The following is a 23,020-nucleotide window of genomic DNA, read 5'->3' on the forward strand; positions in this document are numbered from 1 at the left end:
CATGCGCGGGTCGCCCCGCGGTGGATCACAACTCGAACTGCGGGGTCGACAGGGTGCGCTCCTGGTCGCCGACCGTGGTGCTCAGGCGCACGCGGGTCAACCCGTCGGGCACGTCGTCGAACAGGAAGCGGCCGGTGTCGTTCGCGGTCGTCGTGCGGATGCTCTCGCCCTGAGCCAGTTCGATCGCACCCGAGATCGAGTCGACCCAGCCGTCGACCCGGTGCGCACCGCTCGCCGTGCGCGTGACGTGCAGCAGGATGCTGGTCGTGCCGTCGCTGAACTGCAGGGTGAGCGCGTCGGCGTCGCCGCGAACGGCTCCGAGCGGTTCCTCGATGAGGGTGAGCAGCGCGTACTCCTCCGACAGCCCCTCGGCTGCCACGGCCGCGATCATGCGGTCGATGAGGGCGGCCGGCATCGGGTCGACGTCACGCCAGAGCGAACGCAGCTGCGCGAACAGCTCGGCATCCTCATGGTTGTCGCCGCCGTTGGCGCGATCGTTCTCGCTCATGAGCTGCCCTCCGTTCGTGGTGTCGGTGCGTCGAGCAGCTCGCGCAGCTTCGCGAGGCAGCGCTGGCGGGTGGGGCCGATGCTGCCGACCGGCATCGCGAGATCGGCGGCGAGGCGGGCGTAGTCCGGTCGCTCCTCGAAGGCGATCACTCGCAGCAGTCGCTGGCATCGGTCGGCGAGGAGGCGAACCGCTGCCCACAGCCGTCGCTTCTCGTCGCCGACGGTGGCGTGGTGCTCGGCCGACTGCTGCGTGGGAAGCAGTGCGTCGAGAGCATCCGACTCGGTCGTGTCGACCCTGTTCTGGGCCTTCCCGGCCCGCCAGGCCTCGCGGCGAGCGGTGGTCGTCAGCCAGGCCGACACCGCTTTCGGATCACTGATCGAGCGGTGCCCGCGAACCAGCTGCAGCCACGTCGTCTGGACGACGTCTTCGGCCAGTGTGCGGTCGAGTCCGTAGGCGCGCACGACATGCCAGAGCACAGGCGTCATCAGCCGCACGAGGTCGTCCATCGCGCGGCTCTCGCCGTCCCGCCATGCGTCGAAGAACTCGGCGGCACGCCTCCAGCGTGCTGCTCCGTCGTCCGGTGCAGGATCGAGGGCGGCGCCGTCGGGTGCGCCGTCGATCATGAGTCCCATTGTGATCACACCGTCAAGGAGCACGGCAAGAGGCTCCTGATACATGGACTCGGTATGTTTTTTCGGGGTTCTGGCGGGATTCCGTCCCGGGGAGACGGATGCCGGGTGTCCGGCGACTCGTGCCGCGGGCGTTAGCGTGGAGTGGTGATCGCTCTCGCCGTCGTGCTCTTCCTCAACGCCGCCTTCAACGTGCTGGTGTGGCCCCGTTTCTACAAGCGCGTCGCGACCGACCCGCGGGCACGGGATGCCGACGGCAAGGCGACGGCGTTCCTCAAGGTGCACGCCGTGCTGATCGCGATCGCCCTGGTGCTCGCGCTCGTCTCGGTGATCGTCGGCATCGCGGCGCTCGCCGGAGCGCTCTGACGATCAGCTGCGGGTGACCGGCTGCTGGAGCTCGGTGATCCAGTCGGCCTGATCTTCGGACTCCGACTGCAGATACACCTCACGGCAGGCGCCCTGCGCCGTCGCCCCGTGCGCGGCGATCGCCTGATTCAGCGCATGCCAGCTGTCATCGATCGTCGCCATGGTGCCGAGGTGTGTGGCGGTGAACGCATCGTCGACGGCGGGAAGCTCGACGATGACGAGCCCGTCGATCGCCGGCCCGTCATAGGTGAAGCCGACCGTGATGCGCACGCCGTGCTTGTTCATGTCGTACTCCGCGATCGGGAGCCCCGGCTCTCCGCCCGACGCGACGATCGCATCGGCCACCTGATCGAACAGCGGACCCACCACCCCCGCGACCTCGGGCTGTGAGGCGACGCTCTGGGTCAGCGCCGCGAGGCGGACGTAGGGAAGGGGCTTCTCGGTGATCTGCTCGGCGGACATCGTCGTCTCCTCAGGTCGTGGGTGCGTGCCGCCGATCCTACGCAGGGGCACGGACATCGGCTACCGTCGTCGATCCTGGTCGCTCGTCGGATCCGACTATCCCGCCCCGTCGTCCGACTCGTCCTCGTCCTCGTCCTCGTCCTCGTCGCGGTGGCCGCTGAGGATCAGGATGCGCCGCAGGTGCATGGCCGCGAGCACTCCCGGCCCCATCGAGCGGCGGGCGTCGATGGTCCGGTCGTCGACGGTCTCGAGCAGCAGCCTCACGGCGCGCGCGGCCTCACCCCTGACCCGGTGATCCTCGGGCGACAGGGGATCCTCTTGGGCGATCACCTCGGCGACGGCATGGCACGCGTTCGACAGCGGTTCGGGCAGCGCCGCGTCGAGCACCAGAGCCCCTGGGCGATCCCAGATGGTGTCGGCGATCTCGTCCGAGATGTCGCGGATCAGATGCGCGATCCTGTCGAGCCGGGCGAGCTCGGCGTGGATGTGTCGCGTCTCCCCCCGTCGTCCCAGCGCCCGTGGGTTGCCTCGCCGGCTGTCGTCGGCCTCCGACAGGGCCGTGCGCAGCTCCGCCGTCGTGTCGGCGAGTGAGGCCGCATCATCGGCCCACTGCTGGTGCTCGGGCGGCCATGACTCCGAGACCGCCGACCCGATGTCGTGCAGGTGCTCGCTCAGCTGCGTGCGGAACGCGTCGACCTTGGCCGCGGCGGCGAGGGTCAGCGGCGCCGGCGCGATCACCAGGTTGACGAGGAGTCCGACGACGACGCCGACCGCCGTCTGCACCAGGTACCCGATCGAGTAGTCGTCAGCATTCTGGCCGCCGATGATCAGCACGAAGAGCGCGGCCATGGGCACGTACTCGCGGCCGACGCCGAACCACCCCGTTCCCGAGACCAGCACGCCGATGCCGACCACGGCCGGGATGGTCCACCACGTCGGGCCGACGGTGAGCACGACGATCGCTGCCAGCCCGATGCCGGTGGCGAGTCCGAGCAGGGTCTGCAGCCCCGACCGCACCGACCCCATCAGCGTGGGATACATGCTCACGAGGGCGCCGAGCGGCGCGTAGTACGGGTACTCGTCGGTGACGCCGGGCATGTGCGGGGCGATCAGCCACGCGAGTCCGACAGCCAGAGCGGTCTTGGCCACGAGCAGCAGCCGGGCCGGGTCGACCGCCTCGCGCAGTGAGCGCACGATGCCGGGACGGCGCGCGCGCATTCGTGTCCTGATGTTCGTCACGGCATCCTCTCGTCATCCTCCCCGAAGGGTGACGCTAGCCGCTCGGCATCCGTTCACGCATGTGCTTGCGTCCGGCGGCGAGGGCGAGTAGCGGTCGCGACGCGTCGACGCCGGCCGCCCCTCTTCGGAGCGACCGGCGTCGAGTGATCAGCGCGCGATCAGGGGATGGCCCGGCGGAACGCGAGGAACGAGATGCCCGCCAGCACCGCGGTCACGACGAGACCCCACAGTGCGAGACCGAGAGCTCCGGCGTCGAGGATGCCCCGCCACACCTCGTCCCACAGCTCGAGCCTCGTCGCGAGGAACGCGAGACCCACGAGCACGAGACCGAGCCCGACGCCCGCGATCGTGAGCACGGTGGGTCCCCAGCTCTTGTAGATCGTCGCACCGGTGAAGCCGACCACGAACAGGAACAGGGCGAGCGTGAAGTAGACGGTGAACGCTCCGAGCGGACCCGCCTCCCACAGCCACGGCAGGTAGAACACGTAGCCGTTCACGCCGTAGCCGTTCGTCAGCGTCTCGATTCCGCCGCCGATCAGGAAGACGACGCCCATGAGCGCACTGCCGAGGATCGCGGTGAGCAGCGTGCCGAAGAAGAAATCGCGCCGCGTGATGCTCATCGCCTGCGAGAACGGGAAGGTGAGTGTCATGGCCGAGAGGCCGATCGCGAAGAAGTACCAGAGCGGAGCCTGGCCGCCACCGCCGTACTTGGGGGTGTCGACGGGGATCATCGCGTAGATCAGCACCGAGATCACGACCGCGGAGCCGAGGATGATCAGCGGCACCCAGATGAACGTCTGACGGTTGATGAGCTGCAGACGGATGACGTTGAGTGTGCGTCGCATCAGCGCACCTCCTCTTTCGCGACGGAGGCTCTGGTGGCTGCGCCCGCCTCGGCCTTCTGGGTCAGACGGACGATCAGCTGCTGCAGCGACACCGGAGCCAGATCGAGACCGGATGCCGTGAGCTCGGCGCGCTCGGCGGCCGACAGCGCCCCGAGCACGGTGACGGATGCCACTCGGCCGAGCGCCTCGCGGTGCAGGACCTCACGGTCTGCCGCCCACGCGTCGACCTTGACCGCATCGCCGACCACGGTGACGGCGCGGTCGCGCACGGCATCCGTGTCTTCGTTGAGGAGGATCTTGCCGTTGTCGATCACGATGACCTTCTCGATGAGGTTCGAGACCTCGTCGATCAGGTGCGACGAGAGGACGATCGTGCGCGGATGCTCGGCGTAGTCCTCGAGCAGGCGGTCGTAGAAGATCTGCCTGGCGACCGCGTCGAGCCCCAGGTACGGCTCGTCGAAGAAGGTGAGCTCGGCGCGCGACGCCAGGCCGATGATGACCCCGACGGCCGAGAGCTGTCCGCGGGAGAGCTTCTTGATGGTCTGCTTCATCGGCAGCTGGAACTGCTCGATGAGCTCGTCGGCCAGCTCCTGGTTCCAGTTGCGGAAGAACAGGCTCGCCGCCTTGAACGCGTGACGCGGGTAGGCGTCATCCGGATACTTCTGGCTCTCGCGCACGAAGCAGATCCGGTTGAGGACGTGCGTGTTCTCGTAGGGGTGCTCGCCGAAGACGCGCACGGTGCCGGACGACTCGAAGTTCTGCGCGGTCAGGATCGACATGAGCGTGGTCTTGCCCGCGCCGTTGCGGCCGAGCAGTCCGTAGATCGCGCCGCCCTCGAGGCTGAGCGACACGTCGTCGAGCGCGTTCTTCTCCTTGTAGTGCTTGGTGAGGTTCTGGACCTCGATGACGGCGGTCATGCGGTGGTCTTCCCTTCTGTCTGGTCGTTCTGCTGTGTCTGGGTCGCGCGCTCGTGCAGCAGCGCGACGAGGTCGTCGGAGCCGAGGCCCAGTGTGCGGGCCTCCGCGATGAGCGGTTCGATGTAGCGGTCGGCGAATGCGGCACGGCGCTCGCCGAGCAGCAGATCCTTCGCCCCGGCGGCGACGAACATGCCGATGCCGCGGCGCTTGTAGAGCACTCCCTTGTCGGTGAGCATGGCGACTCCCTTCGCTGCCGTCGCGGGGTTGATCCGGTAGAAGCCGGCGAGCTCGTTCGTCGAGGGCGCCTGCGATTCCTCCTCGAGAGAGCCGTCGAGGATCGAGTCCTCGATCTGCTCGGCGATCTGGAGGAAGAGCGGCTTGCCTTCTTCGATCACGAGTCCTCCGCTGGTTGGTGGGTTAGTTACTAGAGTAGGTAACCACTGAACCGCGGGTGTGTCAACAGTTGTTTCGGGCAGGCAGGCAGGTGCGGTGGGGAGCGCTCAGCCGCGCAGGTCCCGGGCGCGCAGCGCGACGGCCGAAGCTGCGGCGAGGACCACGGCCAGGCCCCAGGTGAGCGCGAGTCCACCGGCATCCACGCCCTCGGCGAGGGGCGGCTGACGGTACACCCAGGCGTAGGGCGAGAGCGCGTTCAGCCACTCGAGGTCATCGGACTGCTTCGCCAACGCCTGCAGGATGTATCCGAGCACGGCGATCCCTGCGCCGGCGCCGGTCGCCCAGATGCGGCGACCCGTCGCTGCTCCTACGAGCAGAGCGGCGGATGCCGTGAGGAACGAGAGTCCGGTGAGCGCGGCGCTCGCTCCGACGATGCGCCAGCCGTCGAGGCCGAGTTCGGCCGAGTCGTTCAACGCCCAGACGACGAGCCCCGAGAAGACGCCGAGCCACAGCAGTCGCACGAGCACGGCGAAGGCCGACTCCAGCGCATACCGGCCGCGGCCGATGCCGTGCGCGAGGTCGAGTTCGGCCCGTCCGCTCTCCTCCGCGCCGGCGATGGCCGCCGACCCCCACGTCACTGCCGCGATCGTCAGCAGAAGGAAGCCGATCAGGCCGAAGAACGTGCTCTGCGCGTATCCCGCGCCGGTCGCGATCTGGTCGTACCCGAGGGTGCCGACGAGTTCCTTCGGCAGCGACGAGATCATGGCCTCGAGCTGGCCGTCTCCGGCGAGGCTCGGGTACAGCGGCAGATAGAGGAACAGCACCGCGGCGAGGCCGGCGGTCCATCCGAGCAGGCTTCGCCAGGACTCGCGCAGGCTGCGTCGGAACACGGGCAGGATGCCGTTCATCGCTGCTCCCCCCTGTCGCGCCGCGATCGTCGGGTCGCGGGTCGGGCCGACGCCGGAGTGACAGAGGATCCGTAGAGCCGCAGCACGGACTCCTCGAGGTCCGGTTCCTCGACGGTGAGGTCGCGCACCTCGAACGGCGCGAGCGCCTTGATGAACGGGTCGATCGCGCCGTCGACCGTGCCGGACAGCTGCAGGATCCCGTCGGCATCGTGCGCGTCGATGCCGGTGAGCCCCGGCACCCGGTCGAAGCCGGCGCGCGCTGCCGCGGCATCCGTCGTCGCGAGCTCGACGCGCACCCGGCGGATCGAGCCCAGTCGCAGCGAGGCGACGTCGCCGTCGGCGACGACCCGTCCGTTCGCGAGGACGGCGACTTCGTCGGCGGTCTGCTGGATCTCGCTGAGCACATGCGAGCTCAGCAGCACGGTCTGCCCGGCATCCTTCGCCTCGCGGACCATCTGCAGGAACTCGCGCTGCACGAGGGGATCGAGGCCGCTGGTGGGCTCATCGAGGATCAGCAGCTCCGGACGATGCATGAACGCCTGGATCAGCCCCACCTTCTGCTTGTTGCCCTTCGACAGGGTGCGCACCGGACGTGACAGATCGACGCCGAGACGGTCGCCGAGGTCGCGTGCCGTGCGCAGGGTCGCGGCGGAGTCCCGTGAACCCGAGACCTGGGCATAGAACGCCAGCATCCGATGTCCGCTCGTGCGCCCCTCGAGGTGCAGCTCGCCCGGCACGTAGCCGATGCGCCGCCGCAGAGCGGCACCGCCGTGACGCGGGTCCTCGCCGAGGATGCGCACTGTGCCGGAGGACGGACGGATGATGTCGACCAGTGTGCGGAGCGTGGTGGTCTTGCCCGCGCCGTTCGGTCCGATGAGCCCGAACACGGTTCCCGGACGTACTCGGAGGTCGAGCCCGTGCAGCGCGACGCGGCTGCCGTAGCGCTTGTGCAGACGTTCGATCTCGATGGTGTCGGTCATGATGCGTCTCCTTCCGGGGTGGGACCCTCTGCTCCGAGGGCTTCGCGCGCGCCGTCGAGCAGCGCGGTCGTCGAATAGATGCCGTGGGTGAGCAGCTCGAGTGTGGGCAGCGTCGTGCGTCGCAGCCCGGCCGGGCTCAGTTGATCGGTGCCCAGGGCGCGGGCGATCTGAGCGCGCATCACGACCGGCGCCAGGCCGATCAGGGTGAGGGTCAGCGTCGTCATCTCGGGGTCGCTCATCGGCTCGAGCATCCCCGCCTCGCGCTGCTCGGCGAGCACGTCGCGCGTCCTCGCGAGGAAATTGTCGAACAGCCGATCCGCTGCCGGAGAGCCGTCGATCAGCATCCGGGCGAGGTAGTCGATATAGGGCCCGTATCGGCCGAGGTCGTTCAGCGCGGTGCGGATGCGGTCGCCGGTCGGGGCCGTGATGAGGTCGTGCTCCTCATCGGTGAAGACGCCGACGACATAGTCGTCGCACTCCGTGCGCAGGGCGTTCTTGTCGCCGAAGTGATGCACGATCAGCGCGGCGCTGACTCCGGCCTCCGTGGCGATCGCGCGAAGGCTGGTGGCATCGAAGCCGCTGCGCGCGAAGGCGGCGATGGCAGTGTCGCGGATGCGGGCACGAGCGGTGAGATCGTCGGAAGCTGAACGCATGTACAGCACACTAAACAGATGTTCAGCCGCGGTCAAGAGGGGTCGCTCGTACTCTGGAGGAGTGGACTTCCCCTACAGCCGCCTGCGCCGCTGGCCCGACGTCGAGGCCGACAATCTGCAGGCGCACGACGCGACCGACCTGCTGCTCGTCGAGCGCGCGCTGGCGCCGGACTTCTCCGGTTTCTCGGGGCGCGAGATCGCGGTGATCGGCGACGAATACGGGGCGATCACGCTCGCGCTGACGGACGGCGGACTCGACGGCATCCGCGTGCATCAGGACCTCGCGACCGGGCGACGCGCGCTCGCCCGCAACGCCGAGGAGCTCGGGCTGACGGGATTCTCCACTCACGAGCTCGACGCCGCTCTGCTCGACGGCGCGCGGCTCGTGCTGCTGCAGCTGCCCAAGGCGCTCGCCGAGCTCGAGGAGATCGCCGATGCCGTAGCGCGTCGGGCCGCCCCGGATGTGGTGCTCGTCGCCGGCGGGCGCGTGAAGCACATGACCATCACGCAGAACCAGGTGCTCGCGCGGAGCTTCGAGACGGTGCAGGCGCAGCGCGCCGAGCGGAAGTCGCGGCTGGTGGTCGCGTCCGAGCCGCGGCCGGCCCCCGCTGAGCCGCCGTTCCCGGTCGCGGAGCGGCATGACGGGCTCGTGCTCGTCGCGCACGGCGGCGCGTTCGCGGGGGCGAAACTCGACATCGGCACGCGGGTTCTGCTCGAGGTGCTCGGTCTCGATGAACAGCCGAGCCCGGCTCCGATCGTCGTCGACCTGGGCTGCGGGACCGGCGTGCTCGCCGCCTCCTACGCCCTCGCGCACCCGGAATCCCGCGTGATCGCCACCGACCGATCTGCGGCGGCCGTCGCCTCGGCCCGCGCCACGATGGTCGCGAACGGCGTCGACGATCGAGTCACCGTCATGCACGACGACGCCGGCTCGGAGATCGCCGACGCGACCGCCGACGTCGTGCTGCTCAATCCGCCCTTCCACCTCGGCAGCAGCGTGCACACCGGGGCAGCGACCCGACTGTTCGAGGCCGCCGCCCGCATCCTCCGCCCCGGCGGAGAGCTCTTCACGGTCTTCAACTCGTCGCTCGGGTACCGCGCCGAACTGACCCGGCTCGTCGGGGCGACCGAGCAGCTCGCGCGCACCCCGAAGTTCACGGTCACGCGCAGCATCCGGCGCTGATCCGGCGCTGATCCGTCGCCGACTGGGCGTCGTTCGGTCACACGCACTTCCCGCGGCCGAATGCTCGGGATCGGGCCGACGCAGGCGCGAACGGCCGAACGAAATCGCCGACCAGAACCGCGCCGCGACCGCGTCCGAAACCCGCGCAATCCCCCGGTCAGCCGACGAAACTGAACGGCACTAGGGATCGTGGATTTGCCCCTGACCGGCCATTTCGTTACGTTGGTTGGTGGGCCTGACGGCCCGAAGACCAGTCCGCGACCACGTCCTTCTTTCGAATGTGCTGTGCTGCGAAGAGGCGTGGACGTACGGTCGATGCTCTATCGCGGTGGATCCGAAATCCGCCGTCCGCGCCGCCACAGCTCCAACTCGAAACGGCCGGGAGGATCACCCGGGCGTAACCGAAGCAGGCTCAGCCACCCGAAGGCGAGCCGCAGGGGAAACGTGTCCGAAATCGCTCTTGAAGCGCGCAATCTGTACAAGGTGTTCGGGAAGAATCCGAGCAGTGCCGTCCGTCGACTCAAGGCCGGTGAGAGCAGATCCGCCGTCGGCGACGCAGGAACCGCCGCCGTCATCGACGCCAGTTTCACCGTGAACCGCGGCGAGATCTTCGTGATCATGGGGCTCTCCGGTTCCGGCAAGTCCACCATCATCCGCATGCTCAACGGCCTGCACGATGTGACCGACGGATCCGTCATCGTGAACGGCGACCCGATCACGGGCATCCCGTCGTCACGACTCCGCGAGATCCGCCGCGACCGCGTCTCGATGGTGTTCCAGCACTTCGCCCTGCTGCCGCACCGCACGGTCGCCGCGAACGTCGCCTATCCGCTCGAGCTCAAGGGCGTCGGCAAGGACGAGCGACTGAAGAAGGCCGAGGAGATCCTCACCCTGGTGGGTCTCGAAGGCCAGGCCGACAAGTTCCCGTCCGAGCTCTCGGGCGGCATGCAGCAGCGCGTCGGCATCGCCCGTGCGCTCGCCGCCGACTCCGACATCCTGCTCATGGACGAGGCGTTCAGCGCCCTCGACCCGCTGATCCGTCGCGAGATGCAGGAGCAGCTCCTCGAACTGCAGGAGAAGCTGCAGAAGACGATCGTCTTCATCACCCACGACCTCAACGAGGCCATGTTCCTCGGCGACCGCATCGCTGTCATGCGCGACGGTCGCATCGTGCAGATCGGCACGCCCGAGGACATCCTCACGGACCCCGCCAACGACTACGTCGAGCAGTTCGTGCAGGACGTCGACCGCGCTCGCGTGCTCACCGCCGCGAACGTCATGGAGCGCCCGCGCCCGGTCGTCGCCGAGACCGCCGGCCCCCGGACGGCGCTTCGCCAGATGCGCGACGCGTTCATGTCGGCCACCTACGTGACCGGTCGCGACCGCAAGCTGCTGGGAATCGTCACCGACCGCGATGCCGTCAAGCTCGTGCGCCAGGGGGTGTCGACCCTCGACTCGATCATCAAGCCGGCGCCGCAGAGCGTCAGCAAGGACGAGGTGCTGATGAACCTGTTCATCCCCTCCGTCGAATCGCCGCTGCCTCTGGCCGTGGTGGATGCCGAGGGGCGCCTCGTCGGCGTGATCCCACGCATCACCCTGCTCGCAGCCCTGGGCCCCGGCCCCGGTGCCACGGGCGAGCTCACCCTGCCGCTTCTTCCGATGCCGCAGGCCGAGATCGATGCCGTGCTCGATGACGGATGGACGGCCGAGCCGCTGCCGGTCGCGACGACGACGGAGGAGGTGCGCTGATGGATGGTTTTCGCATTCCTCTCGGCAGCTGGGTCGCAACGGGAGTCGACTGGATCAAGACGAACCTCGACGGTCTGCTCGACGTCATCTCGTTCGTGGTCAGCTTCCTGGTCGACGGCCTCACCCGCGCCCTGCTGAGCCCGCATTTCGTGGTCATCATCCTGATCGCGGCGTTCATCGCGTGGCTCGTGCGCTCGTGGCAGCTCGCGATCGGGACGATCGTCTCGTTCGGTCTGATCGTGGCCATGGGCCTCTGGGTCCCCGCGATGCAGACCCTCGCCCTCGTGCTCGTCGCCGCGGTGATCGCCGTGCTGATCGCGGTGCCGCTGGGCATCTGGTCGGCCCGCAACGCCACCGTGCGCGCGGTGCTCAAGCCCGTGCTCGACTTCATGCAGACGATGCCGGCGTTCGTCTACCTGATCCCGGCGATCGTGTTCTTCAGCATCGGCGTCGTGCCCGGTCTCGTCGCCACCGTCATCTTCGCGCTGCCTCCGGGTGTGCGACTGACCGAGCTCGGCATCCGCGGAGTCGACTCCGAGACCGTCGAGGCCGGTCAGGCATTCGGCGCCAAGCCGGGTCAGATCCTGCGCGGCATCCAGCTCCCGCTCGCGATGCCGACGATCCTCGCCGGCGTCAACCAGGTCATCATGCTCGCGCTGTCGATGGCGGTCATCGCCGGTATGGCGGGCGCCGACGGCCTCGGGAAGATCGTCGTCGAGGCGATCTCGACCATCAACATCGCCAAGGGCGTCGAGGCCGGTCTGGGCGTCGTGCTCATCGCCGTCTTCCTCGACCGCGTCACCGCGGCCCTCGGCGACCTGGGCAGCAACCGCTCGTCGCTGCTCGGGATGCTGGCGCGTCGCCGCACGCAGAAGCGTCTCGATGCCGCCTCCGCCGAGGCGGACACGACGGCGACGGCATCCGCTCCCGCATCGGCCGACGCGGCCGACGCGCTGGATGCCGACGCCGAGGCCGAGCGACTGAAGGCCTCCCCGCGCCGCGCCCCTGTCGGCGGCGGCGTGCACTGACTCATCCCTTCCGCACAAGAGAACACGCAGTACACAGCAACACAGCACCTATATATACGGAACGAGAGACATACACATGAAGAAGAAGATCCTGACCATCGCGGCGATCGGCGCCGCAGCGACACTGACCCTCGCCGGCTGCAGCGGTGACGGCATGGGCGGAACCGGCGGAGACACCGGCGGCAGCGAGTCCGGTTCGGGCGACAAGGGCACGATCACCCTCGGGTTCCTGCCCTCGTGGACCGACGGACTTAGCACCGCATACCTGCTGCAGGACCAGCTCGAGAAGATCGGCTACACGGTCGAGATGAAGACGCTGACCGAGGCGGGTCCGCTGTACACCGGTCTGGCGCAGGGCGATGTCGACATGTACCCGTCGGCCTGGCCCGAGCTGACGCACGCCGAGTACATGGAGACGTACGGCGACGACATCGAGGACCTCGGCGCGTACTACGACAACGCGAAGCTGACCCTCGCGGTTCCGGAGTACTCCGACCTGAACTCGATCGAGGACCTCGCGGGCAAGGGCGCAGAGCTCGACGGCAAGATCTACGGCATCGAGCCGGGTGCCGGCCTCACCGCGCAGACCCAGAAGATGATGCCGGAGTACGGTCTCGACGGCGAGTACGAGCTCGTCACCTCGTCGACCGCGGCGATGCTCACCGAGCTGAAGTCGGCGACCGACAAGCAGGAGGACATCGTCGTGACGCTGTGGCGTCCGTTCTGGGCCAACGACGCCTTCCCCGTGAAGGACCTCGAAGACCCCAAGGGTGCGATGGGCGAGTCCGAGGCCCTGCACTTCCTCGGCACGAAGGGCTTCGCGGAGGAGTTCCCCGAGGCCGCCGAGCTGATCGAGCAGATCAAGCTCGACGACGAGCAGTACGGTTCGCTCGAGGACATGGTCGTGAACGAGTACGGCGAGGGCAAGGAAGCGGATGCCATCGACGCGTGGCTCGAGGAGAACGGCGACCAGTTCGACTGGGTCGTCAGCTGACCTGACTCACGGGAACGAGTCCGTCCTCACGCGGGTGGACTCCCCTCCGATGGGCGGAGGATCTGTCACGGATCCTCCGCCCATCGCTGTGTCTGGGCGGGTGTATTGATGTACCGAAACAGCGGCCATGCACCCCCGTCGCGATGTCGCGAGCCCCACGTCTTGTGAGTGCCGTCGAAAGATCGACGACACCCCAGACATGCTTCGCCGGGGCTGATTGCCATGCGCATCGGTCCGTTGCTCGGATCCCGGAACTCCTGCGAGATGTCCCTGTGATTCGAGGACCTCATGACAGCACCCGCACCGGCATCCGCACGCGTACCCCGAGGGCGCCGTCGCCTCCGAACGGTCCTCGGAGTCGCGTTGATGGGCGCGATCCTGCTCGCCGGCGGGCTGCCGATGACGCAGCAGCCGGCAGAGGCCATCGAGGAAGCGCTGAGCACGACGCGCACCGCGACGAGCGCGACCATGAACTACCGCGGCGGAGTCACGGCCACACTGACGGTGAACCCGGCGACCACGAAGTCGGGCTCGGCCGGCGTGCAGTTCCTGGCGACCACGCCGCACAACGGATACGGCGCGACCAACGCGATGTTCGCGCCCGGCCTGGACGTCGCGACCACGCCGACGGTAGGACTCGAGGCCGGCGCCGGCATGTGCGACGGCCTGGACTTCTCAGGCTACTGCGCGAACAAGAACGGCACCCTCACCGTGGCATTCAGCCGCGCGGTCACGGATCCGATCATCGACATCTCCGGTCTCGGCGGCTACGCCCAGTGCGTCGAGGAGCGCAATACAGCCGACACGTTCTGCGAGATCATCACCGGCAACGGATTCACGATGAAGACGGATGCCGATGGTGACCGCACAGCCGCGGGCTGGATCGCCATGCAGATGGACATCGTGACACCCGGAGTGACCTTCGCTCCGATTGCCGGCGCGCAGAACCTCAGCGTCACCCCCACCACGCTCACCGCTGCGACGAAGACGAGCAGCTCGCGGTGCAACACCATGCTCCCCACTGCGGCCGAGCTGGCTGGGCGGACGATGACCAGCACGGCGCTCGCCGGCTGCGGCTCCGTCGTGCTGAAGGGCACCTTCCAGACGGTCACCATGAATCTCGGCACGCACATCCAGCGGGCGCCGGCGGCGGGTGGCTGGGCGAACGGGTACAACACCTACGACCCGGGCAAGAGCCTCGGCGACCTGATCCGACTCTCGATCCGGCTGCACGAGGACATGGGCGACGCGCCGAGCAGCTACGACGCCGCTCAGGCCGCGGTGCACGTCCAGGGTCCGCTGCGCCTCGGTGCGGGCATCACGTCGGATGCCGACGCGACGGCCAAGCCGACGCTCTCGCCGAACGCCGGTGCAGGAGCCTCGCTCGACACGGATGACGCGATCGCCGACGGCATCCGGGCTCCGCGCGCGATCCGCGGCACCGCGTACTCGCTGCCGATCCCGCTGTCGGGCACCACGTCGCCCGGCACGGTCGCCGGATGGATCGACTTCAACAAGAACGGCACGTTCGATGCGACCGAGCGGGTGCAGGCCGCCTTCCTCGCCGGTGCGACCTCGGTGAACCTCTCGTGGACGGTGCCGGGCACGGCCGTCGTGGGTGACACGTATCTGCGTCTGCGCACGTCGTTCACCGCTGCGGAAGTGGCTGACCCGCGAGGCATCTCGCAGTCCGGTGAGGTCGAGGACTACATCCTCACCCTCGCCGCGGCGGCACCCGCGATCGAGGTCGTCAAGCTCGTGAACGGCGACGACGCGAACACCGCGCCGGGAGTCGCCGTCGACGCCGGATCGGCGATGACGTTCGAGTTCCGGGTCACGAACACGGGCAATGTCGTGCTGACCGCCGTGCAGCTCGCGGATGACGTCATCGCGGCCGCCTCGATCCTTCCCGTCGGCGCGTGGGACGGCACGCTCGATCCGGGGGAGTCGGTCGTGTTCACCGCGACCTACCCCGCCCCGACCACGGGCGGCGTGCTGCACAAGAACACGGCGACCGCCTCAGGGCAGCCGGCGTCGGGCGGGGCTCGGGTCACGGACACCGATCCGGCCCACGCGACCACGCGTGAGGTGCTGGCCTCGCTCATCGTCGAGAAGCTCGGCGAAGACGTCAACGGCGACTGGGTGCGGATGGACGGGTCGGGCTTCCGGCTGCTCGCCGACGCCGCGGGGGTTCCCGGTGCGCCGGTGACTCCCGGGCTGATCGCCGGGGCCGAGGTCGGGCTGTTCACCGCCGCGGGCCTGCGCCCTGGCACGTACTGGCTCGAAGAGACGACGGCTCCGGAAGGGTTCTCACTCCTCGCCGAGCCGGTGAAGATCATCGTGTCAGCGGCCGGTGTGCTGTCGATCGCCGACGGGCAGTCGAGTCCGCAGGTCACCCTCGCCGGCAGCACGGTGTCGGTGCGGGACGTGCCTGTGTTCGAGCTGCCGGCCGCGGGCGGAACGGGGACGCACGGCTTCACGCTCACCGGAGGTCTGCTGATCGCGCTCGCGATCGCGGGCGTGGTCGCGCTGGAGATCCGTCGCGCACGGCGTGGGCGTCGCGAGGAAGTGCTCGACGCCGTCAGCTGACCCGGGTCGAGTCGTCGGCGATCGGGAGGAGATCTGCGGTCGGGAGGGGGGTCCCCGGTGGATCCTCCTCCCGATCGCCGTTCTCCTCCCGATCGCTGGTCGTCTCCTGACACGGCGACTCCCGACACGGCGCCACCCGGCACGCGCAACCCCCTCTTAGACCTGTCGCACCCGGGGTTAGCCTGTGGCCGTGGACGGGTTCGCGGCGGTCGACTTCGGGTTCGCCCGCGAGGTCCTGCAACGGGGCGTCGCGGCGCTCTATCTCGTCGCGTTCATCTCGACTCTGAACCAGTTCCGACCGCTGCTCGGCGAGCACGGGCTGCTGCCGGCACCGGCGCTGCTCGACTGGATCGGGCAGAAGGAGTCACGACGGCGGATGCTGCATCCGACCCTCTTCCTCCGCGTCCGGTACTCCGACCGCAGGCTCGGACTGCTGTGCGGGGCAGGGATCGTCGTGTCCGCGGCGCTGGTCGTCGGCATCCCGCAGTGGGGTCCGCCGTGGGTGCCGATGCTGTGCTTCCTCGCGCTGTGGCTCGGATACATGTCGGTGGTCAGCATCGGTCAGACCTTCTACTCGTTCGGCTGGGAGATGCTGCTGCTCGAGGCGGGGTTCCTGGCAGCCTTCCTCGGTTCGAACGATCAGCCTCCGCCGACCGTCGTGATCGTGCTGTTCTGGTGGCTGCTGTTCCGTGTCGAGTTCGGTGCCGGCATGATCAAGATCCGCGGCGGGCGGGAGTGGCGTGACCTCACGGCGCTGATGTACCACCACGAGACGCAGCCCATGCCGGGGCCGCTCAGCAGGCAGGCCCATCTGCTGCCACGGTGGTTCCATCGCGCCGAGGTCGTCGGCAACCACGTCGCGCAGCTCGTCGTGCCCTTCTTCGTGTTCGCTCCGCTGCTGTCGGTCTGGATTCCCGGTCCCGTGCCCCAGATCGTCGGGGCGGTGGCCGCGACGATCATGATCGCGACCCAGGTGTGGCTCGTCGCGACAGGCAACTTCGCCTGGCTGAACTGGGTGACGATCGTGATCGCCTTCTCGGCGATCGGACTGCCGGGGGTGGGCGCGGCACCGCGCGACGATGCGATGGACGACACGCTGTGGCCCGGCATCCCGCTGTACTGGTTCGTGCTCACGGCGGCCGTGGGCGTGCTCGTCGTGGCGCTGAGTGGGCCCGCCCTGCGCAACCTGTTCGCGCGGCGGCAGCTGATGAACGCGAGCTTCAACCGGTGGCAGATCGGCAACGCCTACGGAGCGTTCGGCACGGTCACGAAGCAGCGGGTCGAGATCGTCGTCGAGGGATCGGTCGACGACGACGGTCTGCTGTGGCGCGAGTACGAGTTCAAGGGAAAGCCGGGCGACGTGCGACGCATCCCGGGGCAGTTCGCGCCGTACCATCTGCGCCTCGACTGGCTGATGTGGTTCCTGCCGCTCGGCCGTTCGCTCGACGACTGGTTCACGGTCTTCCTGCTGCGACTGCTCGAGGCCGATGCTCCGACGCTCGCTCTGCTGCGGTCCGACCCGTTCGACGGTGAGCCGCCGCGGTGGGTGCGCGCCGTGTCATACCGCTACCGCTTCGCGACGCGGGCCGAACGGCGCGGCGGCGCCGGGGTGTGGGTGCGCACGCGCCAGTCTGTCGTGCTCGGCCCCCTCGGGCTGCGGTAGGCCGCGGCGCACAGCATCCGGCATCCGCATCCGGCATCCGGCATCCCCCACCATCGTTCCGGAGGAGATCTGCGATCGGGAGGGCACATTGCCGAGATTCATCCTCCGAATCGCAGATCTCCTCCGGCATGAAGGCACGAGGGTGCGGGAGTGAGTGCACGAGGGGCGCGGGAGTGCGCAGAAGAAGCCGACGCCGAGCGCGGCGAAACGCCCCGGCCGGGCGCGGGGCCCGGACGGAGCGTTCCGTCTCACTGCAGACGTTCAACTGACCTTCTTGCGGTACGAGATGATCGCGAACACGTAGGCGACGACCAGGATGCCGACGCACCAGGCGAGAGCGACCCAGATGTCGGTGCCGACCGGCTGCTCGGCGAACAGCGCCTGGATGGTGTCGACGATCGAGGTGACCGGCTGGTTCTCGGCGAACCACTGCACCGGACCCGGCATCGTGTCGGTCGGCACGAAGGCCGAGCTGATGAACGGCAGGAAGATCAGCGGATACGAGAACGCGCTCGCCCCGTCGACCGTCTTGGCGTTGAGCCCCGCGATGATCGCGAGCCACGTGAGCGCCAGGGTGAACAGCATCAGGATGCCGATGACGGCGAGCCAGGCCCAGACGCTCGCCCCGGTGCGGAATCCCGTCACGAACCCGACCGCGAAGATGATCGCGAGGGTGATGGCGTTCGCGGTGAGTGATGTGAGCACGTGCGCCCACAGCACGCTCGATCGGGCGATCGGCATGGAGTGGAAGCGCTCGAAGATGCCGCTCTGCATGTCGGTGAAGAGCCGGAACGCCGTGTAGGCGATGCCGGACGCGATCGCGATCAGCAGGATGCCCGGAAGCAGATAGTTCACGTAATTGTCGACCCCGGTGCTCGTCTGCAGAGCCCCGCCGAAGACGTAGACGAACAGCAGCATCAGGGCGATCGGGGTGACCGCCGTCGTGATGATCGTATCGGGGCTGCGGAAGATGTGCCGCATCGAGCGGCCGGTGAGTGTCGCCGTATCGGCGGCGAAGTGCGTGCTCATGCTGCGTTCTCCTTTCCGGTGGTCGAACCCGACTTCGGTCCGATGAGAGTGAGGAAGATCTCCTCGAGGGTGGGCTGCTTCTCGACGTACTCGACCTTCGCCGCGGGCAGCAGCCGCTTGAGGTCGGCGAGGGTGCCGTTGGCGATGATCCGACCCTCGTGCAGGATCGCGATGCGGTCGGCCAGCTGCTCGGCTTCATCGAGGTACTGCGTGGTGAGCAGCACGGTGGTGCCGGTGTTCGCGAGCTTCTTCACCACGTCCCACACCTCGATGCGGGCCTCGGGGTCGAGACCGGTGGTCGGCTCGTCGAGGTAGATCACCTCGGGATTCCCGACGAGGCTCATCGCGATGTCGAGTCGGCGGCGCATACCGCCGGAGTAGGTGCCGACCTTGCGGCCCCCGGCATCCGTCAGCCGGAACGTCGCGAGCAGTTCGTCGGCCACCGTTCCGGGGTCGTGCAGGTGGCGCAGCTGGGCGACGAGCACGAGGTTCTCGCGTCCGGTGAGGATCTCGTCCACTGCGGCGAACTGACCGGTGAGACTGATGCGCTGACGGACGCCGAGGGGGTCGGCGGCCACGTCGATCCCCTGCACGGTGGCTGCGCCGGCATCCGACTTCAGCAGCGTCGAGAGGATGCGGACCATCGTCGTCTTGCCGGCGCCGTTCGAGCCGAGGAGGGCGAAGATCGTCCCTTTCTCGACCTCGAAGTCGACGCCTCGCAGCACGTGGAGGTCCTTGTAGGACTTCTCGATGCCGCGAACGGCGATCGCTGGTGCGTTCATGATCGTGACTCCTTCTTCTTCGCGTCGTCGACCGCCGTGACGAGGCGGGCGCGCTCCTTGTCGATCCAGTGGGTTCCGCCGTACGCCTCGGCGTAGGTCTCGGCGAACGAGACGGGGTCGTCGCCGACGATGTCGTCGATCGGGGTGCCGTCTATGGCGGCGCGCTCCCACAGATCGGCGAGGTCGAGGAAGATCTGCACGAGGATGTCGCCGTCGGTGATGCCCCCGTAGTACATCGTGTAGCGGTGCTGGGCGTTGGCGACCGTGCGATACGGCTCGGGGAGGGCGTCGATGCGCTTCTTCGCATCGCGGTACTGCTTCTTCTGCTCGAGCGATCCGGTGAGCGCTTCGATCCACTTGGCGGCCATGTCAGTTCTCCTTGTTGTTCGTGTTCGTGCTGTTCGTGTTCAGCTGTTCGATGTGCTCGGAGAGGAAGCTCCACGTCTTCCAGAACTCCTCGAGCTCCTGCGTGCCTGCGGCGTTCAGGGAGTACACCTTGCGGGGCGGTCCCTTCTCGCTCGGCACCTTCTCGACGTCGACGAGCTTCTTCTGCTCGACGCGCACCAGCAGTGCGTAGATCGTGCCCTCGGCGATGTCGGTGAATCCGTGGTCGCGCACGCGGCTGGTGATCTCGTAGCCGTAAGCCGGCTGCTCGGCGAGGAGTGCCAGGACGATGCCTTCGAGTGTGCCCTTGAGCATCTCGGTCATCTGCTTGCCCATGAGAGCCTCCTTTCGTTGGTTCGGTACTCAGTGTTGCTGGGTACCGGTACAAAGTAACACTGAGTACCGGTACTTAGCAACACCGAATACTGAACTTTCTCGGAAGCCGCCCGGTGGCCGCGTTGACGGTCGCGCTTCGTGCTGCGCGGGCTGCTGCCGCCCGGGTGGCTGAGCGATCCGCGGCCGGGCTGAGCGCGAGCGCGGCTCAGTCGTGAGCGCGCCGCCAGGGCAGCAGCCGGTCGAGCTTGAGCAGCCCGATGCCCGCACCCAGCACGAAGGCGACGATCGCGCCCTGCCAGGTGGGGGCGAGCAGCAGCGCCAAGCCGGTCGTCAGCACGGCATGCCCGAACGTGCGGGTGACCCAGCCCAGCCGTGGACGCATCGCCCCGATCTCGTTCAGGCGACGGATGCCGTCGAGCGGCGACACCGAGGCGGTGCGCGCCTGCGCGATCAACTCGTACAGGGCCGCGATCTGGTCGAAGCGGAACGAGGCGTTGGTCGCCGACCGGATCGCGACTCGCGATTCCTCGTCGTCGCCGTCGTCGATCGATCGGTGGAAGAGGGGCAGATGATGCGGTGCGCAGCGGTCGGAGTCGTACGTCGCGTAGAAGCTCACGATGTATGCCGCGTCATCGCCCGTCGCCGTGCCGACGAACAGCACTCGAGGTCTCTCCTTGCGGGTGAGCCTGAGGATGTAGTCGTGCGTCGGATCGTTCCGACGCTCCATCATGGCCTTGCCTGCGCCCGTCGCCACCACATGAGACACGTCGCCACCCCCGCTGTCGTCTGCGAATGCGCTCAGCGTATTGGGGTTCGGGGCGCCGCGGGGGGTGATCTCACCCGGGCGGGGCGACCGCCGCGATCAGCCGTTCAGGCGCGCCATCGCGACCTGCGCCTCGAGCAGCGGCAGGGTGCGATCGGCCTCGGGCTGCGGGCAGATGTCGAGGGCGTTCGCGAGTTCGAGAGCCAGCGCGGCGTGACCGGCGGCGTTCGGATGGAACGGGTCGCCCATCAGCCCCCACGGAACACCGCCGTTGCCCAGCTCGATGAAGCGCGCGTGCTGGTCGACGAGGATCACGTCCTCGGATGCCGCGACGGTGCGCACGGCATCCGCGAACTCGGCGACCCTCTCGCGACCGGGGGCGTTCACGATGTCGATCGCGGGTGGGGTCTGCAGCACGACGACGGCGCCGGTGGCACGGACGCGCGACACGAACTCGCGCAGTGACGCGGCGAAGTCGCCGGGTTCGACGGCGACCTGGCCGGGGCCGGTCGCCAGGTCGTTCGTGCCGATCATCAGCGTCACGACGTCGGGGTGCCACGATGCGACACGACGGTCCCAGTCGTTCAGGATGTCGGTGATGCGGTGCCCGCTGATGGCGCTGTTGATGACGACATCACGGGTGCGCCCGAGCTCGCCGCGGATCAGCTCGTGCAGATGTTCGGAGTAGCTGCGCCCGCCCTGCGTGTGCAGCAGCCCGTGCGTGATCGAGTCTCCGGTGATGACCCAGTTCAGCGGCTCGGCTCCGGCGAGGGAGGCCGCGATGCGGCGGAGGTCGGATGCGGCGGAGGCGGGGGAGTCAGCATTCGGCACGCCCTAGAGCCTAGCGGCGGCGAGAGTGGAAGACTGGTGCCATGTCCTCCCCACTGCTCGACACTCTCCTCGCCCGCATCGTCGACAGCGGACTGCTCGATGATCCGGTCGCCGAGAACGGTCTCGTCTACGGACGGGCCACCATCGATGCCGCCGGCGCGGTCGTCACCGTCAACGTCGACCCCGAGCTGGAGGACGACGAGGAGACCCTCGACGACGACGCGCTGATCGCGGCGATCACCCGCATCCTGTCGGTGTCCGAGACCCGGTGGCGGGCGGTGATCGACGAGGTCGCCGACGACATCGACGAGGCCGTCGACGACGAGCCGGTGATCGAGCAGGTCGACCTGCGCGACGACCTCGAAGCCACCTCGGTGGTGGTGTTCGCCGATGCCGTGCTGATCGCCTTCGATGCGCCCAAGCAGTTCCCGGACTCACGGATCCTGGTGCAGCTCGACGACGACCTCGAAGTCGCGAACATCGAGGTGCGCGACCGGGATGCCGCTGACGTCGAGGTCCTGGAGTTCGACGATCTCGACGAGCTGCTCGACAGGCTCAGCGGCGACGACCGCTGAGCCCGCCGCGGGTCACAGCCACTTCTTGTACTTGAACACCCCGTAGAGGGCGACCGCGAAGGCGGCCATCGCGCCGATCGCCATCGGATAGCCGTGCGCCCAGTGCAGCTCGGGCATGACGTCGAAGTTCATGCCGTAGACCGTGCCGACGAGGGTGGGCGCGAAGATGATCGCCGCCCACGACGAGATCTTCTTGATCTCGTCGTTCTGGGCGAGGCTCGCATCCGACTGCCGGCGTGCGACGAGAGCCGACTGCACCGTGAGGGCGTTCTCGAGGATCGCGCGGAACGAGTCGACCCGCTCGTTCACGCGGATGACGTGGTCGAGCACGTCGCGGAGTGAGCGCTGCAGCTCTTCGTCGATGCGGTACTTCTCGGATCCGCGGCGCAGCCATTCCAGCATCCCGGCGAGGGGGTGCACCGCGCGCTGGAAGTTGATGACCTCGCGCGAGAGCTCGTAGATGCGCCGCGAGAGGGCGTCGTCGTCGCTGTCGCCGAAGAGCTGGTCCTCGATCTCGTCGATGTCGTTCAGCAGCCCCGTGACGATGGGCTCATAGCCGTCGACGACCTCGTCGAGGATCGCGTAGAACACGGCCTCGGGGCCCATCGCGAGCAGGTCGGGGTGCGCCTCCATGCGACGACGCACGCCCACGAGGTCGGGCGACTCGGCGTGCCGGATGGTCACCACGAAGTCGGGGCCGACGAACAGGTGCAGCTCGCCGAACTCGATCGACTCCTGCTCGTCGCGATAACGGGCGGGGCGCAGCACGGCGAAGAGCGTGTCACCGTAGCGCTCGACCTTCGACCGCTGGTGACCCGAGAGGGCATCCTCGACGGCGAGCGGATGCAGGTCGAACTCGCGCGCGACCGAGGCGACCTCCTGAGGGCTCGGTCGGTAGAGGCCGATCCAGGCGATGCCGCCGTGGGCATCGAGCGACCGGTAGGTCTCGTCGAGGTTCTTCGGGGTCTCCACGCGACGTCCGTGGACGTACACGCCGTTGTCGATGAGGGCCATGGCTGGCTCCGTTCTCGCAGGCGCACGCCGGGTCAGAGGGGGCGTGCGCAGTATTCGTCAGGGGGCGGAAGACGCCGCCGACGGCTGCGGAGCAGGACGTGCAGGTGCGGAGCCGGAGCTCAACGCACGGATGCCGTCAGACGCGACGCAACGAAGGCGGCGTCGCAACTATCACCGGACATCGCCATCACCGCCTCTCG

25 protein-coding genes are annotated in these 23,020 nt (G+C 68.3%); 8 read left to right on the forward strand and 17 right to left on the reverse strand.

Features of this window, described 5'->3' with window-relative positions; genetic code table 11:
• Positions 1-25: 25 nt before the first annotated feature.
• Positions 26-508 (reverse strand): hypothetical protein, encoded by a 483-nt coding sequence (locus QRN21_RS08235; protein WP_056275923.1) that lies wholly within the window; start codon positions 506-508, stop codon positions 26-28.
• Positions 505-1,131 (reverse strand): RNA polymerase sigma factor, encoded by a 627-nt coding sequence (locus QRN21_RS08240; protein WP_230101089.1) that lies wholly within the window; start codon positions 1,129-1,131, stop codon positions 505-507. The genes QRN21_RS08235 and QRN21_RS08240 overlap by 4 nt, the downstream gene beginning before the upstream one ends.
• A gap of 153 nt (positions 1,132-1,284) precedes the next feature.
• Here QRN21_RS08240 and QRN21_RS08245 point away from each other — a divergent pair, with 153 nt between their 5' ends.
• A complete protein-coding gene (locus QRN21_RS08245; RefSeq protein ID WP_222839149.1) occupies positions 1,285-1,503 on the forward strand; it encodes an SCO4848 family membrane protein in 219 nt (72 codons plus the stop codon).
• Positions 1,504-1,506: 3 nt separating this feature from the next.
• On the opposite strand, the gene QRN21_RS08250 is transcribed toward QRN21_RS08245, so the two are convergent.
• The 8 genes from QRN21_RS08250 to QRN21_RS08285 all read right to left on the reverse strand — a co-directional run bounded on the left by QRN21_RS08250 (position 1,507) and on the right by QRN21_RS08285 (position 7,900).
• Positions 1,507-1,965 (reverse strand): GyrI-like domain-containing protein, encoded by a 459-nt coding sequence (locus QRN21_RS08250; protein WP_053098358.1) that lies wholly within the window; start codon positions 1,963-1,965, stop codon positions 1,507-1,509.
• A 96-nt stretch (positions 1,966-2,061) separates the two neighbouring features.
• Positions 2,062-3,204, reverse strand: coding sequence for an FUSC family protein (locus QRN21_RS08255; protein ID WP_285363630.1), 1,143 nt, complete (start codon positions 3,202-3,204; stop codon positions 2,062-2,064).
• Positions 3,205-3,362: 158 nt separating this feature from the next.
• Positions 3,363-4,049 (reverse strand): hypothetical protein, encoded by a 687-nt coding sequence (locus QRN21_RS08260; RefSeq protein WP_053098360.1) that lies wholly within the window; start codon positions 4,047-4,049, stop codon positions 3,363-3,365.
• On the reverse strand, positions 4,049-4,966 hold the full coding sequence (locus tag QRN21_RS08265; RefSeq protein WP_056275931.1) for an ABC transporter ATP-binding protein: 918 nt from the start codon (positions 4,964-4,966) through the stop codon (positions 4,049-4,051). Before QRN21_RS08265 ends, QRN21_RS08260 begins: the two co-directional genes overlap by 1 nt.
• Positions 4,963-5,361 (reverse strand): GntR family transcriptional regulator, encoded by a 399-nt coding sequence (locus tag QRN21_RS08270; RefSeq protein ID WP_072590463.1) that lies wholly within the window; start codon positions 5,359-5,361, stop codon positions 4,963-4,965. Before QRN21_RS08270 ends, QRN21_RS08265 begins: the two co-directional genes overlap by 4 nt.
• A gap of 105 nt (positions 5,362-5,466) precedes the next feature.
• A complete protein-coding gene (locus QRN21_RS08275; protein ID WP_285363631.1) occupies positions 5,467-6,267 on the reverse strand; it encodes an efflux permease Rv1217c-related protein in 801 nt (266 codons plus the stop codon).
• Positions 6,264-7,247, reverse strand: a complete 984-nt coding sequence (locus QRN21_RS08280; protein ID WP_285363632.1) for an ABC transporter ATP-binding protein — start codon at positions 7,245-7,247, stop codon at positions 6,264-6,266. The genes QRN21_RS08275 and QRN21_RS08280 overlap by 4 nt, the downstream gene beginning before the upstream one ends.
• Positions 7,244-7,900: a TetR/AcrR family transcriptional regulator gene (locus QRN21_RS08285; protein WP_285363633.1), complete on the reverse strand. Its 657-nt coding sequence runs from the start codon at positions 7,898-7,900 to the stop codon at positions 7,244-7,246. Before QRN21_RS08285 ends, QRN21_RS08280 begins: the two co-directional genes overlap by 4 nt.
• Before the next feature lie 61 nt (positions 7,901-7,961).
• On the opposite strand from QRN21_RS08285, the gene QRN21_RS08290 reads away from it, so the two are divergent.
• The 6 genes from QRN21_RS08290 (at position 7,962) to QRN21_RS08315 (ending at position 17,106) form a co-directional block, all read left to right on the forward strand.
• Positions 7,962-9,083 carry a class I SAM-dependent methyltransferase gene (locus tag QRN21_RS08290; protein ID WP_285363634.1) on the forward strand — a complete coding sequence of 374 codons (1,122 nt, stop codon included), beginning with the start codon at positions 7,962-7,964 and terminating at the stop codon, positions 9,081-9,083.
• A gap of 444 nt (positions 9,084-9,527) precedes the next feature.
• Positions 9,528-10,832, forward strand: a complete 1,305-nt coding sequence (locus QRN21_RS08295; RefSeq protein ID WP_056275952.1) for a quaternary amine ABC transporter ATP-binding protein — start codon at positions 9,528-9,530, stop codon at positions 10,830-10,832.
• Complete coding sequence (locus QRN21_RS08300) at positions 10,832-11,860, forward strand: ABC transporter permease (protein ID WP_056277616.1); 1,029 nt, start codon at positions 10,832-10,834, stop codon at positions 11,858-11,860. Before QRN21_RS08295 ends, QRN21_RS08300 begins: the two co-directional genes overlap by 1 nt.
• A 76-nt stretch (positions 11,861-11,936) precedes the next feature.
• Positions 11,937-12,854, forward strand: coding sequence for a glycine betaine ABC transporter substrate-binding protein (locus tag QRN21_RS08305; RefSeq protein ID WP_053098368.1), 918 nt, complete (start codon positions 11,937-11,939; stop codon positions 12,852-12,854).
• Between the two features lie 288 nt (positions 12,855-13,142).
• Positions 13,143-15,443: a GEVED domain-containing protein gene (locus QRN21_RS08310; protein ID WP_285363635.1), complete on the forward strand. Its 2,301-nt coding sequence runs from the start codon at positions 13,143-13,145 to the stop codon at positions 15,441-15,443.
• Positions 15,444-15,633: 190 nt separating this feature from the next.
• A complete protein-coding gene (locus QRN21_RS08315; RefSeq protein ID WP_285363637.1) occupies positions 15,634-17,106 on the forward strand; it encodes a lipase maturation factor family protein in 1,473 nt (490 codons plus the stop codon).
• Positions 17,107-17,367: 261 nt separating this feature from the next.
• On the opposite strand, the gene QRN21_RS08320 is transcribed toward QRN21_RS08315, so the two are convergent.
• The 6 genes from QRN21_RS08320 to QRN21_RS08345 form a co-directional block, all read right to left on the reverse strand.
• Positions 17,368-18,135 (reverse strand): ABC transporter permease, encoded by a 768-nt coding sequence (locus QRN21_RS08320; RefSeq protein ID WP_285363638.1) that lies wholly within the window; start codon positions 18,133-18,135, stop codon positions 17,368-17,370.
• The gene (locus QRN21_RS08325) at positions 18,132-18,917 is read right to left on the reverse strand and encodes an ABC transporter ATP-binding protein (RefSeq protein ID WP_285363639.1); all 786 of its coding nucleotides are present in this window, start codon (positions 18,915-18,917) and stop codon (positions 18,132-18,134) included. Before QRN21_RS08325 ends, QRN21_RS08320 begins: the two co-directional genes overlap by 4 nt.
• Positions 18,914-19,285, reverse strand: a complete 372-nt coding sequence (locus QRN21_RS08330; RefSeq protein WP_053098372.1) for a DUF1048 domain-containing protein — start codon at positions 19,283-19,285, stop codon at positions 18,914-18,916. Before QRN21_RS08330 ends, QRN21_RS08325 begins: the two co-directional genes overlap by 4 nt.
• A gap of 1 nt (position 19,286) precedes the next feature.
• A complete protein-coding gene (locus QRN21_RS08335) occupies positions 19,287-19,637 on the reverse strand; it encodes a PadR family transcriptional regulator (RefSeq protein WP_285363640.1) in 351 nt (116 codons plus the stop codon).
• A 205-nt stretch (positions 19,638-19,842) separates the two neighbouring features.
• A complete protein-coding gene (locus QRN21_RS08340) occupies positions 19,843-20,403 on the reverse strand; it encodes a threonine/serine exporter family protein (RefSeq protein ID WP_285363641.1) in 561 nt (186 codons plus the stop codon).
• Between the two features lie 96 nt (positions 20,404-20,499).
• Complete coding sequence (locus QRN21_RS08345) at positions 20,500-21,231, reverse strand: SGNH/GDSL hydrolase family protein (RefSeq protein ID WP_285363643.1); 732 nt, start codon at positions 21,229-21,231, stop codon at positions 20,500-20,502.
• A 41-nt stretch (positions 21,232-21,272) separates the two neighbouring features.
• Here QRN21_RS08345 and QRN21_RS08350 point away from each other — a divergent pair, with 41 nt between their 5' ends.
• Positions 21,273-21,806 carry a hypothetical protein gene (locus tag QRN21_RS08350; protein ID WP_053098376.1) on the forward strand — a complete coding sequence of 178 codons (534 nt, stop codon included), beginning with the start codon at positions 21,273-21,275 and terminating at the stop codon, positions 21,804-21,806.
• A 12-nt stretch (positions 21,807-21,818) separates the two neighbouring features.
• On the opposite strand, the gene QRN21_RS08355 is transcribed toward QRN21_RS08350, so the two are convergent.
• A complete protein-coding gene (locus QRN21_RS08355; RefSeq protein WP_053098377.1) occupies positions 21,819-22,820 on the reverse strand; it encodes a magnesium and cobalt transport protein CorA in 1,002 nt (333 codons plus the stop codon).
• Between the last annotated feature and the right edge of the window lie 200 nt (positions 22,821-23,020).

Source organism: Microbacterium sp. LMC-P-041 (assembly GCF_030209555.1).
In the GTDB taxonomy this organism is placed as follows: Bacteria; Actinomycetota; Actinomycetes; order Actinomycetales; family Microbacteriaceae; genus Microbacterium.